The following is a 15,053-nucleotide window of genomic DNA, read 5'->3' on the forward strand; positions in this document are numbered from 1 at the left end:
CTTTAATGGCTACTCCAGTAATTTCCGGTAACGACATCTTCTCCCACGTCTTCTTCGGTGCCGCCGATATCCAGAAGTCATCCGCGTTCTACGACGCCGCTCTGGGTGCCCTTGGCATCAAGAACCTGGGTCCATTCGGTAACGATTGGGTGCTGTACGGTCGCGACAAGCCTGCTTTCATCATCGCTCGTCCGGGCAATGGTGCAGCACCTACCAGCAATGGTGTGACGGTAGGCTTCGCCGCCGCCACCCCTGCAGAGGTGGATGCGTTCCACGCTGCAGGTCTCGCCGCCGGCGGTACCGACGAAGGTCAACCTGGTCCACGTGGCCACCTGCCGGGTGCCTATGCGGCCTACCTGCGTGACCCGGCCGGTAACAAGGTCTGCGCCTACGCGTTTGTCTGAAACCTGAGAGGCAAGGGGTCGTCTTGAAAGGAGTGGTTCCGTCACGACGATCTCATCTTCCACCTTGGCCGCGAACGTTGTTGGCATGCCCTTCAGGCCGTGCCGTTCGCGGCACTTTTAGCCCACGCCAGGTGCAGCGCGTTGTGTCTCGCCTTCACGGCAAAGGGCTATCGGTGAACGCCCCTGGATTGAGCGTTCGCCACTTGATGACAGAAACACAGCATTCAACGCAGGCCAGTGGACGGCGTCGACTATAAGGTCCTCACGGTAACGGTTCACTGGGTTGCATATTTCATTGCTTTTACATCGAAGACGTCATCTGGCCTTTGTGGTGGGGTGGCGCCTGGGTTTGTAGCAGCGATCCTCATGCCAGTGGCAACACTGGAAACCTGCTTGGTGGTGCGCAAGGTGGTCTTGATCGGGACGACGAGTCGTCTTGCAAGGCGGCTGGGCACTGCTTCTTTGAGAACTGGAGAACATCCATGGAACGCATTGAACATCGCGCCAGCTTCGAGGGTTGGCAGGACGTTTATCAGCATGAGTCGACTGTGCTTGGCTGCACGATGAAGTTCGGTATCTATCTTCCTCCCCAGGCCGAGCATCAAGATTGCCCGGTTCTGTACTGGCTCTCTGGGCTGACCTGCACCGAGCAGAACTTCATCACCAAGGCGGCGGTACAGCGTTATGCCGCACGGCAGGGGATCATTGTCGTCGCCCCCGATACCAGCCCCCGCGGGGAGAGCGTCGCCGACGATGCGGCCTACGACTTGGGTCAAGGGGCAGGTTTTTATGTGAACGCCACGGAGTTGCCGTGGAGCAATCACTATCAGATGTATTCCTATGTGGTGGACGAACTCCCCTCGCTGATTGAGGCGAACTTCCCTGCATCGTCAAGGCGCAGCATCAGCGGGCACTCCATGGGAGGCCATGGCGCCTTGGTCATTGCTCTTCGTAACCCCGGTCGCTACGCCAGTGTTTCTGCGTTTTCGCCGATTGTGGCCCCCACGCAAGTGCCCTGGGGTCAGAAGGCCCTGGCGGCCTATCTAGGCGAGAAGAACCATGATCGCTGGAAACAGTACGACACCGTCGAGCTGATCGGTTCGGCGCAGGAACGCTTGCCGTTGCTGGTCGATCAAGGGTTGAGCGACGAGTTTCTTGAGCAGCAACTACGACCGGAGCTGCTGCGGGCCGCCTGTGAACAGGCGGGACACCCGTTGACCCTCAATCTGCGGCCCGGTCATGACCATAGCTACTACTTTATTTCGACCTACCTGGGCGAACACATGGCCCATCACGCGGCTGCGTTGAATCGCTGAATACTGAGGAGCCCTGATGATGAAAAAGACTACTGACAAACGGCATCATGTTGTTGTCGTTGGTGCAGGTTTCGGTGGGTTGGACGTTGTCAACGGATTCTCCGGAGCCGATGTCGATATCACGATCATCGATCGCCGTAACTACCATCTGTTCCAGCCCTTGTTGTATCAGGTAGCCGGTGCGTCGCTTTCGACCTCTGAAATCGCTTGGCCAATTCGCCACTTGTTCCGTAATCGTCAGAATGTGCAGACGCTCATGGCGGAAGTGCAGGGTGTGGATGCCGATGCGCGGCAAGTCATTCTCGATAACGGCTCGACCGTCGGCTACGACACGCTGGTGCTGGCGACGGGGGCGACCCATGCCTACTTCGGTCGCGACGAGTGGGAGCCCCATGCCCCAGGCCTGAAGACCCTTGAGGACGCAACCACGATACGCGGGCGGATTCTCGGCGCGTTCGAGCAAGCCGAGCGCTCCACCAATCCGGCGGAACGCACTGCACTGCAGACATTCGTGATCATTGGTGGCGGGCCGACGGGCGTCGAGTTGGCGGGGACTATCGCCGAACTGGCGAAAGACACGTTGGCACGTGATTTTAGATCCATCGATCCTCGCACTACACGCGTTGTGCTTATCGAGGCCGGCACTCGTCTGCTTCCCGTGTTTCCAGAGAAACTCTCGGAATACACCCGGCGAGCGCTGGAAAAGCTCGGGGTGGAGGTCGCGCTCGGGGCTCCTGTGACCGATTGCTCCAGCGAGGGGGTGATCGTCGCAGGCAAACAGTTGGCAGCCAGGACCATTGTCTGGGCGGCCGGGGTACAGGCTTCGCCAGCGGCTCGTTGGTTGAACGCTGAGTCGGATCGTGCCGGGAGAGTGTTGGTAACGCCGGACCTGAGCGTGCCGAGGCGGCCAGAGATCTTTGTGATCGGAGATACCGCAGCGTCAGCGATGCCCAATGGCAAGTACGTGCCGGGGATTGCGCCTGCCGCCAAGCAGCAAGGCAAGTATGTGGCCAATCTGGTCAAGCGTCGGTTGAAAGGCAAAAGCGTTGATGAGCCTTTCAAGTACAAGCACCAGGGCAACCTTGCCACCATCGGTCGCAGCCTGGCAGTTATTGACATGGGGCGTATCAGGTTGCGCGGGGCAATCGCTTGGTGGATCTGGAAACTGGCGCACATCTACTTCCTGATTGGCGTGCGCAATCGACTGAGTGTCGCGCTGAGCTGGGTATGGAATCACAGCGTCGGTTATCGTGGCTCGCGCCTGATCATGCGGCCCAGTGAATCTGTCCGGCAGGCACCGTACAAGCCCGTTTCGATGGATTGATAGCCTGCGCGCTCATCGTTCTCTAAAGCTGCTCAATCTCGACACTCAAACATTCTTGCGTCCTCTGGCCGCCTTCAAACACAGAAAACGCTCGGAATGAGGTGCCCGGTGATCACCTCTGGCCTCGTAGGTCCTGAATATTTCCTTGGTCGGGGTCAGTGGAGGGAGAGGCGCGTGTTCAATTTCGCAGTATGCCTCGGCAAACTGCCGAAGATTGTCGCGTCCGGCAACGTCGGATAGAGATAAGGGGCGAGCGGTGAGTGGAGCTTGTTCGTCAACAACTGGATACGTTGATGCGTTTCGAGGGGAAATTCGACTAGCATGGATGACGCTCGTTCTGAGTGACGAATTTCAACCAGTTGCACGATTTATACTGCACGGGAGTATAGTATGATTCCTGCACGTAACCCTTGAAGGTGTTCGATGCCCCACAACCCTCGCGAGAAAAAACAAGCACTGACCCGTGTGCGACGTATCAAAGGCCAGGTGGGCGCCCTTGAGCAAGCGCTTGATGATGGTGCCGAATGTGCTGCAATTCTTCAGCAGTTGGCGGCCGTCCGAGGCGCAGTGAACGGTTTGATGGCGGCGATCCTGGAAAGCTATCTGCGAGAAGAGTTCCCGCACTCCGAGGATCGCAGTGACACGCAGAGGCAGACGATCGACGACACGATCTCCATCGTGCGGTCCTATCTCCGATAGCCATAGCTGTTTTCGGAGAGTTGAGGGCGCACATTTCCAGGCGTGGAAGACACGACGCAGGGTGAGAACGACCTGTCATCTTTTTTCTGTTCTCGCCATTTGAATTCGTTGCACTGAGACGAATCGGCTCGCCTGGTTTTAACGACGCGGCAACAGGCATTGAATCCACAGCGCGGTTTTCTTCCTGCCTAACCTCAGGGAGTGGCCGCGTGTGTTGCTGTGCTTGTGCCACCTGCCCTTGGTCATGCCTGGGGCCAAGTGCGAAGCACGTTATCCTTCAACCTATGAGACATGAGGCCGTCATGAAACCGCCGCTCCTCTGCGATACCCCTCCTGGAACCACTGCTCTTGCGGCGGTGTACGGAATGCCTGCCCATGCCGACCGCGCTCTGGCCGTGGACGAAGTGCATGCAGGTCCGCACCTGCTCATCCAGGCACCAAGGGGCTTGTTGCAATTGGCCTTCATGACAGAGGGCGACCCCGCCAAGGATCAAGCGGCGCTGACCGAGCTGTCTCGGCGCTTTGGTATTGCAGAAACCGACAACTTGTCGCGCCTTCACGGCTTGGCTTGGGAAGAAGGTGACTTGCACTGCGAAAAGCACACAGAGTTCTCGACCTATCTGTGGAGCGCTGTGCTCGATCCAGAGACGGGAGCTCCCTGTGGAGAGAATCCCTTCAAGCGTGGCTTCGTCCCGCCAGGCCCAGTCATGTCCGGTATTCGACTGAATGTGTTGCCATGGACCGAGACGACCGAACAGGAGGTTGATCGTTTCGACCCGGTCAGCCTCTGCTATTCGGTGGTGGAGAACGGTACGGCCGCCATTGTGACTGACTTCCGGCAGGACGCGAATGGCCTGACGAACATACTTGTTCTTGACCGTGGCCTGACCCAGGCCCGGGCTGGGGCGCTTGTCCAGCGCTTGCTGGAGATCGAGACCTACCGAACCCTGGCATTGCTAGCGCTGCCGATGACACGTTCGATGGCTGTGGACCTACGGCGCATGGAGTCGCAGCTTGCCGTCATCACTGACGAGATGCGCACCGGAAAAGGCGCACGCCGGGACAACGATGTCTTGCTGGGTGAACTTACCTCGCTGGCGGCGGAGCTGGAGGCCGGTGTGGCGGCGAACCTCTATCGTTTCGGTGCCAGCCGGGCCTACTACGAGATCGTCGAGGAGCGGCTACATGCACTGGCGGAGGAGTCCGTCGCGGGCTACTGCACCTGGCGCGACTTCCTGAATCGGCGCATTGCCCCGGCGATGCGCACTTGTCAGTCGGTCAAGGAGCGCCAGGCCAAGCTTTCCGACAAGCTGACGCGTGCCATTGCATTGCTGCGGTCGTGGATCGACGTTGAGCTAGAGCGCCAGAACCGGGATCTCCTGGAGTCAATGAACAACCGTGCCAAGCTGCAACTGCGCCTGCAGCAAACCGTCGAGGGTTTGTCGGTCGCAGCCATCTCCTATTACGTTGTCAGCCTACTGGCGTATCTGCTCAAAGGTATTCCTGGCGTACACGACAAGGTTGCGCCCGAACTGGTGGTCGCTGGCCTGGTACCTGTGGTCGTTCTGGCTATCTGGTGGACTGTCCGGCGAATCAGGCATGCCCATGGTGACCCGGCAGGGGAAGACAAGGCTTCTTGAATTGATTGGCTCAAGGGCTGATCAAGACTCAGTGACTATCCCCTGCGAAACCTCACCTTACCGCGTAGAGGCCCAGCTTGCTGGGCCTTCAACTATCAGCTTGGCAGTGAGAATGGCCCAGTGCCGGATACGTTCGTCGTCGCCCTGGCTACCGACGAAGTAGGGACAGGGGCTTGGTCACCGCTCAAGAAAAATAGACTGACAGTGGTCAAGGCCTAGTCGAACGTTCAACTGTTCTTTTTATGGGGATTTATGACGGCTTAGGGTCGATTGTATAAATTTCCCGATTTTCATTATCGCTTCATTCGCTTCGGGGATCTAAAGCCGACACTGGCTTGTAGTGTCGGCTTCAGACTTATAACCGCTGAACCAGAAACAAACCTGCCAAACAGTTCGGATGCGGTTGCCGGAGCCTCACTCTTTCACGAAGCGCTTGGCCTTGTGGAACATGCGGAAGTCGTCGAACTTCTGGCCATAGATAAATGGCACGTAGGCGTCGGGGTTCTCCAGGGTGTCGAACCATGGGACAACCCACGACGATTCGCCCTGGGAGTAGCAGGCCTTGCCGACCGAGACCACCGGGATGCTGTCCAGCGGGTCGAGTTCGTTACCGGTCAGTTTCAGTGTGGCGGTGCCTTCACGGCGAATGCGGTAGTTTTCCATGTTCTTCATGCAGGTGAGGATCACTTTATCCTGCAGGCCGATGCCTTTCACATGGGGGCTGGCCTTCAGCTCGAAGTCCAGGCCTTCGTAGCTCACCGGGCCCAGGTCTTCACCGAACTCAGCGCTGACCTCGATCAGGCGTTGGCCGTTGCGCTCAGCAAAGCCATAGAACTGGTGACCGTCCATGTAGATCTGGGTGGTGCCGGTTTTCTTCGGCTCCCCCCACATCTCACGGCCGATGGCCACGGGCATGTCGCCGCTGACGATGATCCACAGCATAGTGGTGCCTTCGTGCTCTTTGTAGCGGCACTTGAGGAACACGATGGCACAGTCGAACTCGCCGCACATCGCGCTTTGCCACTTCGAGATGTTCACGTAGGCGGTCGGCGTGTCGCCCGGTTCGAAGCAGGGAGCAAGGACGCTGCGCACGAACTCGGGAGTGGTCTGCAACTCGACCGTCACCCCTTCGGTGGTGAACTTGCCATCGGCGAGGAGCTTCTGGATTTCTTTGACTTCTTCGGCAGTTTTAACGAATCCCATGGGGTTTCTCCTTGTTTTTCGACGGGCGATAAAAAACATGCGTCAGGAATGGCGCGAACTAGCAACGTGGCTGGTGGGAGAAGAGGGGAGTTCGAACTCCCCTCAAGGTTGCTTCAGAGGCTTACGGCAACGGTGCCGGCCTCCCGCTGGCTGACCAGGCTCGGTCGACTGATGACGCCCGAGGTCGCCTGGTAGTCGCCTTTGCGCAGTGGCCAGATGAGCAGGCGAACGCAGAGGTAGTAGGCTGCCCCCGAGAGCAGGATCACCGGCAGCGATGCCCCCAGGTAGCGGAAGGGTTCAGCCATGGCGACAGTGACCGGGTTGTAGAGCCACAGGTAACCGAAGGTCGAGGCGACAGTGACGATGACCGCTATCCAGTTCACCCCGTTCCAGAACTCGTACTTGCCACCCTTGTGTGCGAAGAGGCTGGTGACATCGATCTGCTCGCGACGAAGCACGAAATAGTCGACCAGGGTAATGCCGGTGATGCCGACGAACATGACGCCGTTGTACGAAAGCCAGCTCATCACCACCGAGAGCAACCACTGGGTTTTGAATGCGAAGTAGACGCCTGGGAGCAACAGCAAGGCCAGGAGGAACTCCCACTTCAGTCGGGCGAAGAACTTGATCTGCTGCACCGACACTCCGGCCAGGTAGATCATGACCACCATGGTCGCGATGTTTGCCGTCAGCACGATCGCCATGACGATGGAGCCGAAGACTGGGCCACCTACGGCAATCATCCAGATCGTGGGGTCATAGGTACCGGCACTGATGGCTGCCAAGGCGGCAACGGTCGAGACAAACGCCGCCCCCAGGACACCGACGCCCACCACGGATGGGCCAACCACGTGCTTGCGCTTGGCTACGAGGCGAGTCAGGCCGCCCATGACGGGCCACCAGGTCATCGAGTTCGAGACACCGAACTCAACCGCCAGGGCAAATCCCTGAACCGGGTCCTTGCTCAGCATCTGGTCGGCAGGCAGTTGTGTCGTCCAGAGGTGCTGCAGGCCGAACTTGTGGATCAGGATGCCCAGCATCACCAAGGTGATGAACATGTGCAGAGGGCCGATGTAGCCATTCAGCCGCTCGAACAGCTTGGGCCCTTTGCTTGCAATCAACCAGACCAGTACCAGTGCTGCCAAGGCAACACCAATGACCAGGTGTTCGTGGGAGGTCCCGGTCACTTCGGTTCCTGTCATGGTCGCGGCAATGTTCGCTGCGCCGCGGGCAGTGAGCGCTTCAACGACATACGACCAGCCAACCAAGGTGGCGAGCAGACCGAATAGGGGCACGACAATCCCTCGATAGCCAAAGGATGCCTTGGCATTGTCGATCACATCGGTACCGTATTTGTGGCTGGGTACGCCGGAGGCGAGTGTGACAATGGCCATACCGATCATGAGACCGATGACGTAGCCCATCACACCCAGGCGCCAGTCGCCAACGTAGGGGAGGTAACTCCCGATCAGGAAGGCCCAGGTTGCTGCACTGAATGCACAGCATGTCCAAAGGAATGAGCCATAGGTCTTGTAGACGCGGTCACGGGCAAGCACGGGAAGGCGTCCTGCAAGAGCCTCCTGCTCGACATGGCTTTTGAACTCGATACTGGATGGGGTCATGGCGGGCCTCCTACGCGACGATCATCAAGGTGCCGAGCCAGAGGATCGCTGCTATCAGAATCCAGACGGTGGATTCGACAATCATCGGGCGAGCCGGTCTCCAGCAATCGGAGGAGGTGTGTTCTTCAGTGGCCAAAGCATTCAGTTGGCGAACCAGGTCCTGGTTCAAGCTTTGGCTGGTCAGCATCATCCCTGAGCTAGCGTCGACTTCGATTTTGCTCATTTTGACCCTCTTCTAGGCAGCTCTTGGAGGTATGCCAGTAATGTTTGTTATAGAGAGGCAGAAAACTCAGTGGAAGCTCGATAGGCGAGTGCCTTCAATCATCCCTCACACGCAAAGTCCTATCTTTGCTGTGTACAGCTTTCAAGTTTAGGGCAGGGGCGTTGAATGCTCGGATCCGGCCCTGGAAACCAGGCTACTCTCGCCTTGATCAGTCCTATATCCGAAATTGGCAACCTCGGTTAAACCCACTGTGGCCTGGGTGTTTGCCTGTGGTTGCGCTGAGGTGGGCGTCGCCAGTCTGTCGCCTGGGCAGAAAGAAGCCCCGGTATGGCTGGGTCGCACGCACCGGGGCTTCAGCAATGCGTTCTACTGGTTCTTGGCCGTCAGGTACTGAGCGCAGAAGCCCAGGCCGCCATGGCCCGCTTTTTGAGTCTCGGCCAGGTCATCGGCCACCGCGCCGATCAGGCTTGCGCGCAGGCCACAGGCACGGAGGGCATCGCGCCACTGGACTACGGCGTCCAGGTAGACGTCCACGGTGGCCTGGATGGTGCTGAAGTCGTTGGACTCGATTTCCTTGATGCTCTTCTTGACCTTGTAACGCAGGAGATCGATGCACTTGTCAGCGAAGTCCCCCAACTGGATGGCGTCGACGCCGTGGGTCTTGGCGTAGGCGGCGGCCTCCAGGAACCCGGCCAAGGCCACTGCGTAGAAACTGCCGGTCATGGCGGCGTCGACGGTGCATGGGACGGCGAGGTCCTCACCGGTATAGAGGGTGCCTTCCGGGGCAACCGGCTTCATGGTCTGCTCGACCTGCCTCCAGATGTCAGGATTACCGGAGTATTGGACGATGGTGTACGGGCCGCCGATCAGATCCGGATAAGAGGTTATGGCGCCGTTGATGAACTTGCCGCCGTTGCCTTCCACGGCCGAGCGGAACTGTTCGCCATCTTCAGGCATGGCAGTGCTCAGGTTGATCACGAAACGATTGTTCAGGTCGAGCTTGCTGGCGTGTTCCCGGAACAGGGCGACGCCGCCCGATGCGCTGCTGATGATGGACAGCACGACATCACTTGCGTTGACGGCATCGGCGAACGAGGAGGCCAGGGTAGCTCCATTGGCCACGACACCGGCAGCGGCGGATGGGCGACCATCCCAGACCGTCACTTTTGTGCCGGCCTTGAGCAGGGTGTTGGCGAAAGCGGAGCCCATCAGGCCGGTACCGATGACGGTGACTGTCTTATTCATTTTATTAGTCTCTGATTAGTAAGGTTTTGGCCCGTCCCGACCTCGAACAAAGCATTGTGTGCCTGGTTTCAATCGTCGAGTTACAAGCCGATTATCAGAGCGGCTGGCGGTACCCCCTAGCCAATATCGGCAACGCTGAAATGGCGCCTGGGCCTGTTTTTTCGTTTGCTTGAATGAAACGCCCCCGTTGGCCGACCACCACGGCAAAAATGTTTCCCCGTATCAATGGCCCGGTGAGCGCGGGCTGCAAGTTCGCGATCAAGGCCAGTGCATCACCCAATACCCAAGCACCACAGCAGCTATAGGCATTGCTAGGCACCTTGTTGCGAGGGCCCATGCCTGGAATGCGCAGCAACGTTTTCATCAGTCCAGTGCTGTGCGGTCGTGGGTTGCCGATTCTGGCTAAGGGCTCCGAGGAGGGACTTGTATAACGGGATCGAAATCAGATTTCTCCCGGAGTTTCCCCATGAGCAAGAAAGGCCTGACGAAGTTGCCCAACACGGCGACCATTGATGACGTGCTGGAGTGCTTTGAGCGCGACGGTGGTTGCATCGTCGAGAACATGTTGCACACATCCACCCTCGACGGTCTTTGGGCAGACCTGCGGGCCGAGTTGGACATGACACCTACCGGAGAAGGGTATTTCGTAGGCAACCAGACGCGACGAATATCGGGGTTGTTCAATCGCTCAAGGCACATGCAGGAATTGATCACCCAGCCGCACTTCTATGGCGCTGCCGAACGCCTGCTGTGCAAGCCGTTCAAGTACTGGCTGAACGACACCCAATACGAGGCGATCCCAACGCTGCAGGTATCGCTGACCCAGGCAATCATGATCATGCCGGGACAGGGGTTGCAGCCTTTGCATCGCGACGATATTGCCCACCACCGCCGCCACCCTGGCCCGGACAGCCAAGTCCAGGTGCTCTACGCACTGAGCGAGTACAGCGAAGCCAACGGGGCTACTCGCGTCATTCCTGGTAGCCACAAGTGGGACGATGACCGGGCTCCAACCTATGAAGAGTCGGTTCCGGCGCAGATGAATCCTGGCGACGGCTTGATCTATCTGGGCTCGACTTACCACGGTGGCGGTCAGAACACGACTGTGGATCGGCCCCGAACGGCGATCGCAACCACCCTGGTGCTCGGTTATCTGCGCCAGGAGGAGAACGCCTACATCGCAGTGCCACGTGATCGGGTACGCGAGTACCCAGGGCGTATCCAGCGCCTGCTGGGGTGGAGCACCAATCCTCCGTTCTGTGGCTGGGTTGAAATGCGTGACCCCAACTACCTGGTGGCCTCGGATGTCCTGAACACCAAAGCTGTAGACATCCTTTAAGGAGCCCCCCAGATGCGCACTGATATTGCGTTCAAGACACAGGATGGCCTGACCCTGGCGGGCTGGCTATTCAGTCCAGGTACCCGCGGCCGTTCGCCGACCATCGTGATGGCGCACGGCTTCTCGGCGGTCAAGGAGCAGTACCTGGACAAATATGGCGAAGCCTTCGCCGATGCTGGTTTCGCGGTGCTGATCTATGACAACCGCAACTTCGGTGCCAGCGAGGGGCTGCCTCGCCAGGAAGTCGATCCCGTCCTGCAAGTGCGCGACTACCGTGATGCGATGACCTTCGCGGCCACGCTCGCGCAGGTAGACCCTTTGCGTATCGGCGTGTGGGGATCGAGCTACAGCGGTGGCCACGTGCTGCAAGTGGCGGCTTACGACCGGCGTGTGAAATGCGTGGTGGCCCAGGTTCCAGACATCAGCGGCTCCATGGACCTGCGCTTGGCCATCCGGCCTGACCTCCTGCCTGGCCTGTTTGCTGCTTTCGAGGAAGATCGTGCGGCCAGGTATCAGGGCGCTGGGCCTGTGATGCTTGAAGTGGTCAATGAAGATCCGAAAAGTGATTGCGCGCTGCCCGGCCAAGATGCCTATGACTTCTTTGTCGGCAGCCAGAAGCAGAGGGCGCCCGCTTGGCGCAATGAAGTCACCCTGCGCAGTGTCGAGATGCTCAATGAGTACGAACCAGGCAGCGTGATCGACCGGATCAGTCCGACGCCCTTGCTGATGCTGGTGGCCAAGCGGGACGCGCTGACGGTGACCGACCTCGCGTTGAAAGCCTATGAACAAGCACTGCAGCCCAAGCATCTGGAGCTGCTGGAGGGTGGTCATTTCGACCCCTATCTCTCGGGCTTCGACCAGTCTTCCCAGTACGCGATCGAGTGGTTCGCGAAGCACCTGTGATCCATCGTTCACCCAATCCTCTGGTTGGCCGGCAGCGTTATGAAGATGCTGCCGGCGTCTTATTGCTCCCAGGAAAGAACATTGCGCCGCCGGTGATTGGTTGCCAAAACCGGATAGGGGGCCGCAAAGGTGGGTGTTAGCTTTTGGCCATAAGAAATTCAATGTACGACCTGAGCGAGTCCCGATGATGCAAGTCCAGAAACCCAAAGACGCATACGTCCAAGTCAACGAAGTCCAATGGCAGGACTTTCCCGAGCAATTCCACTCCGGTGGCGTTAAATGGAAGCTGCTGAACGTGGCGCCGGAATTCGGTATCTGGACGGTCATGTTCTTCTGCCCGAATGGTTCGATCCTGGCACCTCACATCCATCACGGCCCAGCAGAAGGTTATGTCTTCGACGGCATCCTGGAACTGCGTGGTGGTCCTGAAAATGGCGGCGCGCTGTGCATCAAGGACGGCTACCTGTACGAGGCTACCGGTGCCGAGCACGAAGAGACCAAAATGCTGGCCGACACCACATTCATCCTGCAAATGGTTGGGCCAATCAGTTGGCTGCTCAAGGACGGCTCGCAGCTCAACCAGACCTGCTACGACGCCCAGAAATTGTGGAGCGAGCAGATCCACTAAGCCGACAAGGGTGGGCATGGCTCACCCTTGTTCCTGTCATTTTTCCACTGCTTGAGGCTGAAACATGAGCGTCGTATTCATCCTGACCTCCCACGCTGTACTCGGTGACACCGGTCGTAGCACTGGCCTGTGGCTCGAAGAGTTCCTGGTTCCCTATTACGCGGTGAAAGACGCTGGCCAGCCAACGCTCCTGGCAACGCCCAAGGGCGGTCATGCGCCTATCGATCCAGCATCGATCGAGGCTCTCAAAGACAGTGAGGTTTACGCTCGCTTCGCCAAGGATGCTCAGTTGCACCAGGCCTTGGAAAGCACCACCGAACTGTCCAGCCTAAGCCCCGCAGCCATTGCCGCTGCGATCTATCCAGGCGGCCATGGCCCGCTCTGGGATCTGCGTCATGACCAGGCGTCGATTCGCTTGATCGAGTCGTTGCTGGGCGCAGGCAAGCCTGTCGCCACCATCTGCCATGCCGGTTGCGCGCTGCTTGAGGTCAAAAAAGTTGACGGCAGTCCGCTCGTCAAGGGCCTCAACGTGACCGCTTTCAGCGACAGCGAAGAGGCGGCGGTGGCGATGGTCGAACACGTTCCCTATCTGGTGGAGACCGACCTCAAGGCGCTCGGTGCGCTCTACACCAAAGCATCGGATTGGACCGAACACTCAGTGCAAGATGGCTTGGTCATTACGGGGCAGAACCCGGCCTCGTCGGCAGCCGTCGCGCAGAAAGTCCTGGCCCAGATCAGCAAGAAGTAAGGAGCCTGCCATGCGCCTTGAAGGAAAAGTCGCTGTTATCTCCGGAGCATGCTCAGGTCTTGGAAGGGCTACCGCTCTTCGCTTTGCCCAGGAGGGTGCCAAGCTCGTGTTGGGGGATATCAACGAGCAGGCCGCCAGCGCCCTGATTGATGAGATCGTTGCCGCAGGGAGTGAAGCCATGTTCGTTCGGCTCGACGTGCGCAACGAGTCCAACTGGGTCGAGCTATTCGAGCAGTCGCAGGCCCGGTTTGGCCAGGTTGATGTGGTGATGAACAGTGCTGGCATTGCCGTTCCCGGCAACGTTGAAGACATGAGTTTCGAGGACTGGAAGCGCGAGCTCGATGTCAACCTCAATGGCACCTTCTTCGGCACCAAGCACGGCATGAAGGCCTTGAAGACGCGCGGCGGATCGATCATCAACCTGTCTTCGATCGAGGGCATCGTTGGTATCGATACCTATGCCGCCTACAGCGCCGGCAAGGCTGGCGTTCGCAACTTGACGAAATCCGCCGCGCTGCACGCCGGGCGCAAAGGCTACAAGGTCAGGGTCAACAGCATCCACCCGGGCTACATCAAAACCCCGATGGTAGGGGATGACCCGGCGGAACTGGCTCGCTTGGCCAGGCTCCATCCGATTGGTCACTTGGGGGAACCGATGGATATCGCCAACATGGCACTGTTCCTCGCCTCGGACGAATCGAAGTTCGCTACCGGCGCTGAATTTGTCATCGATGGCGGCTTCCTCGCGCAGTAAGTCCTGGTCACTGAGCAAGTAGTGGAGCACATCATGAAAAACGTAGCCGTCATCACAGGGGCAGCTTCCGGTATCGGGCAGGCTACAGCGCGGGTATTTGCCCAACGCGGTTACACCGTTGTGGGCGCTGACCGGGACCTGGCCGGGATGGAACACACGGCCGAGCAGATCAAGGCTATCGGTGGAGTGTTCGATTTTCGTGCCGTCGATGTCGCGAACGAATCCGAGGTCAGGGCTTTGATCGCCCATGCCAAAGAGCGTTTCGGGTGGTTATCGGCAGTTGTTTCCTGTGCCGGTGTGGCTCGTACGGGCCGGATCGATGAGATGCCACGCAGTGATTGGGATCTGCAGATCTCCGTCAACCTCACAGGCACTTACCTTCTGGCCAAGAGTGCCATGCAAGTCTTCATGGAACTCAAGGGGGGAAGCTTCGTTGCCGTCAGCTCCGATGCGGGTGTTCGCGGGGCTTCGGGCTACGCAGCATATTGTGCGTCCAAACATGGAGTCATTGGTTTGGTTCGTTGTTTGGCACTGGACTACGGGAAGTTTGGAATTCGTTCTAATGCAGTCTGCCCGGGGTTCGTGCAGACCCAAATGATGGATCGGTTGTTCGCTGAGGCGGCTGATCCGGAGAAGGAAAAACGCTCCTACATGAAAGAAGTTCCTCTTGGTCGCTTCGCTGCTCCGGAAGAAGTTGGGAAGGTCATTGAGCATTTGTCTTCTGAAGATGCGGCCTACACCAACGGTATGATCTACGCACTTGATGGTGGTGTTACGGCAGGCCACTTCGGATAGGTTTCGTACGATCTCGGTGAAGGGTGCCCTGTGCACCCTTTTTTGTGGACAACGGTAACACCTTAGTAACAGCGTTCTGATGGCGCCTCACGCTTGAGCATGTGTGCACTAGGGTAGTGCTCCTGTTCAAGTCTGATTATTTCGAATCGTTATTTCTGGTTGGTCTTTTTATTGTTTTTTTAAAAAAAACACGCTTGTCAAAGCCTGTGT

At 58.3% G+C, this 15,053-nt stretch carries 16 protein-coding genes; 11 read left to right on the forward strand and 5 right to left on the reverse strand.

Going from position 1 to position 15,053, the window contains the following annotated elements:
* The first annotated feature begins 5 nt into the window (after positions 1-5).
* From C4K39_RS11985 to C4K39_RS12005, 5 genes are all read left to right on the forward strand, one after another.
* Positions 6-404 carry a VOC family protein gene (locus tag C4K39_RS11985; protein ID WP_124346479.1) on the forward strand — a complete coding sequence of 133 codons (399 nt, stop codon included), beginning with the start codon at positions 6-8 and terminating at the stop codon, positions 402-404.
* Positions 405-886: 482 nt separating this feature from the next.
* Positions 887-1,720, forward strand: a complete 834-nt coding sequence (gene fghA / locus C4K39_RS11990; protein WP_124346480.1) for an S-formylglutathione hydrolase — start codon at positions 887-889, stop codon at positions 1,718-1,720.
* 16 nt (positions 1,721-1,736) lie between these two features.
* Positions 1,737-3,044 (forward strand): NAD(P)/FAD-dependent oxidoreductase, encoded by a 1,308-nt coding sequence (locus C4K39_RS11995; protein WP_244935453.1) that lies wholly within the window; start codon positions 1,737-1,739, stop codon positions 3,042-3,044.
* Positions 3,045-3,467: 423 nt separating this feature from the next.
* Complete coding sequence (gene frmR, locus C4K39_RS12000; protein ID WP_124346482.1) at positions 3,468-3,743, forward strand: formaldehyde-responsive transcriptional repressor FrmR; 276 nt, start codon at positions 3,468-3,470, stop codon at positions 3,741-3,743.
* A gap of 302 nt (positions 3,744-4,045) precedes the next feature.
* Complete coding sequence (locus C4K39_RS12005; protein ID WP_124346483.1) at positions 4,046-5,383, forward strand: DUF3422 family protein; 1,338 nt, start codon at positions 4,046-4,048, stop codon at positions 5,381-5,383.
* Positions 5,384-5,797: 414 nt separating this feature from the next.
* Here C4K39_RS12005 and C4K39_RS12010 read toward each other — a convergent pair whose 3' ends face one another.
* The 5 genes from C4K39_RS12010 to eutH form a co-directional block, all read right to left on the reverse strand.
* Complete coding sequence (locus C4K39_RS12010; protein ID WP_124346484.1) at positions 5,798-6,586, reverse strand: acetoacetate decarboxylase family protein; 789 nt, start codon at positions 6,584-6,586, stop codon at positions 5,798-5,800.
* Positions 6,587-6,699: 113 nt separating this feature from the next.
* Positions 6,700-8,208 carry a cytosine permease gene (locus tag C4K39_RS12015; protein ID WP_124346485.1) on the reverse strand — a complete coding sequence of 503 codons (1,509 nt, stop codon included), beginning with the start codon at positions 8,206-8,208 and terminating at the stop codon, positions 6,700-6,702.
* A 10-nt stretch (positions 8,209-8,218) separates the two neighbouring features.
* Positions 8,219-8,431: a hypothetical protein gene (locus C4K39_RS12020; RefSeq protein ID WP_068584509.1), complete on the reverse strand. Its 213-nt coding sequence runs from the start codon at positions 8,429-8,431 to the stop codon at positions 8,219-8,221.
* 366 nt (positions 8,432-8,797) lie between these two features.
* Positions 8,798-9,676 carry an NAD(P)-binding domain-containing protein gene (locus C4K39_RS12025; protein WP_124346486.1) on the reverse strand — a complete coding sequence of 293 codons (879 nt, stop codon included), beginning with the start codon at positions 9,674-9,676 and terminating at the stop codon, positions 8,798-8,800.
* A 94-nt stretch (positions 9,677-9,770) separates the two neighbouring features.
* A complete protein-coding gene (gene eutH / locus C4K39_RS12030) occupies positions 9,771-10,040 on the reverse strand; it encodes an ethanolamine utilization protein EutH (protein ID WP_124346487.1) in 270 nt (89 codons plus the stop codon).
* Between the two features lie 102 nt (positions 10,041-10,142).
* On the opposite strand from eutH, the gene C4K39_RS12035 reads away from it, so the two are divergent.
* From C4K39_RS12035 to C4K39_RS12060, 6 genes are all read left to right on the forward strand, one after another.
* Positions 10,143-11,015 (forward strand): phytanoyl-CoA dioxygenase family protein, encoded by an 873-nt coding sequence (locus C4K39_RS12035; protein ID WP_124346488.1) that lies wholly within the window; start codon positions 10,143-10,145, stop codon positions 11,013-11,015.
* Positions 11,016-11,027: 12 nt separating this feature from the next.
* Complete coding sequence (locus C4K39_RS12040) at positions 11,028-11,918, forward strand: alpha/beta hydrolase (RefSeq protein ID WP_068584502.1); 891 nt, start codon at positions 11,028-11,030, stop codon at positions 11,916-11,918.
* Positions 11,919-12,102: 184 nt separating this feature from the next.
* On the forward strand, positions 12,103-12,546 hold the full coding sequence (locus tag C4K39_RS12045; RefSeq protein WP_053136081.1) for a cupin domain-containing protein: 444 nt from the start codon (positions 12,103-12,105) through the stop codon (positions 12,544-12,546).
* A 64-nt stretch (positions 12,547-12,610) separates the two neighbouring features.
* Positions 12,611-13,294, forward strand: a complete 684-nt coding sequence (locus C4K39_RS12050) for a type 1 glutamine amidotransferase domain-containing protein (RefSeq protein ID WP_124346489.1) — start codon at positions 12,611-12,613, stop codon at positions 13,292-13,294.
* Positions 13,295-13,304: 10 nt separating this feature from the next.
* Positions 13,305-14,048 carry an SDR family oxidoreductase gene (locus tag C4K39_RS12055; RefSeq protein WP_068584496.1) on the forward strand — a complete coding sequence of 248 codons (744 nt, stop codon included), beginning with the start codon at positions 13,305-13,307 and terminating at the stop codon, positions 14,046-14,048.
* Positions 14,049-14,081: 33 nt separating this feature from the next.
* Entirely contained in the window at positions 14,082-14,843 is a 762-nt protein-coding gene (locus C4K39_RS12060) for an SDR family NAD(P)-dependent oxidoreductase (protein WP_124346490.1), read from the forward strand.
* Positions 14,844-15,053: the final 210 nt, after the last annotated feature.

The organism is Pseudomonas sessilinigenes (assembly GCF_003850565.1).
Classification (GTDB): Bacteria; Pseudomonadota; Gammaproteobacteria; order Pseudomonadales; family Pseudomonadaceae; genus Aquipseudomonas; species Aquipseudomonas sessilinigenes.

Excerpts from the sequence above, each read along its gene's own strand:
- C4K39_RS11985 (WP_124346479.1), top strand. The coding sequence starts at position 6 with ATGGCTACTCCAGTAATTTCCGGTAACGACATCTTCTCCCACGTCTTC.
- fghA (WP_124346480.1), top strand. The coding sequence starts at position 887 with ATGGAACGCATTGAACATCGCGCCAGCTTCGAGGGTTGGCAGGACGTT.
- C4K39_RS11995 (WP_244935453.1), top strand. The coding sequence starts at position 1,737 with ATGATGAAAAAGACTACTGACAAACGGCATCATGTTGTTGTCGTTGGT.
- frmR (WP_124346482.1), top strand. The coding sequence starts at position 3,468 with ATGCCCCACAACCCTCGCGAGAAAAAACAAGCACTGACCCGTGTGCGA.
- C4K39_RS12005 (WP_124346483.1), top strand. The coding sequence starts at position 4,046 with ATGAAACCGCCGCTCCTCTGCGATACCCCTCCTGGAACCACTGCTCTT.
- C4K39_RS12010 (WP_124346484.1), bottom strand. The coding sequence starts at position 6,586 with ATGGGATTCGTTAAAACTGCCGAAGAAGTCAAAGAAATCCAGAAGCTC.
- C4K39_RS12015 (WP_124346485.1), bottom strand. The coding sequence starts at position 8,208 with ATGACCCCATCCAGTATCGAGTTCAAAAGCCATGTCGAGCAGGAGGCT.
- C4K39_RS12020 (WP_068584509.1), bottom strand. The coding sequence starts at position 8,431 with ATGAGCAAAATCGAAGTCGACGCTAGCTCAGGGATGATGCTGACCAGC.
- C4K39_RS12025 (WP_124346486.1), bottom strand. The coding sequence starts at position 9,676 with ATGAATAAGACAGTCACCGTCATCGGTACCGGCCTGATGGGCTCCGCT.
- eutH (WP_124346487.1), bottom strand. The coding sequence starts at position 10,040 with ATGAAAACGTTGCTGCGCATTCCAGGCATGGGCCCTCGCAACAAGGTG.
- C4K39_RS12035 (WP_124346488.1), top strand. The coding sequence starts at position 10,143 with ATGAGCAAGAAAGGCCTGACGAAGTTGCCCAACACGGCGACCATTGAT.
- C4K39_RS12040 (WP_068584502.1), top strand. The coding sequence starts at position 11,028 with ATGCGCACTGATATTGCGTTCAAGACACAGGATGGCCTGACCCTGGCG.
- C4K39_RS12045 (WP_053136081.1), top strand. The coding sequence starts at position 12,103 with ATGATGCAAGTCCAGAAACCCAAAGACGCATACGTCCAAGTCAACGAA.
- C4K39_RS12050 (WP_124346489.1), top strand. The coding sequence starts at position 12,611 with ATGAGCGTCGTATTCATCCTGACCTCCCACGCTGTACTCGGTGACACC.
- C4K39_RS12055 (WP_068584496.1), top strand. The coding sequence starts at position 13,305 with ATGCGCCTTGAAGGAAAAGTCGCTGTTATCTCCGGAGCATGCTCAGGT.
- C4K39_RS12060 (WP_124346490.1), top strand. The coding sequence starts at position 14,082 with ATGAAAAACGTAGCCGTCATCACAGGGGCAGCTTCCGGTATCGGGCAG.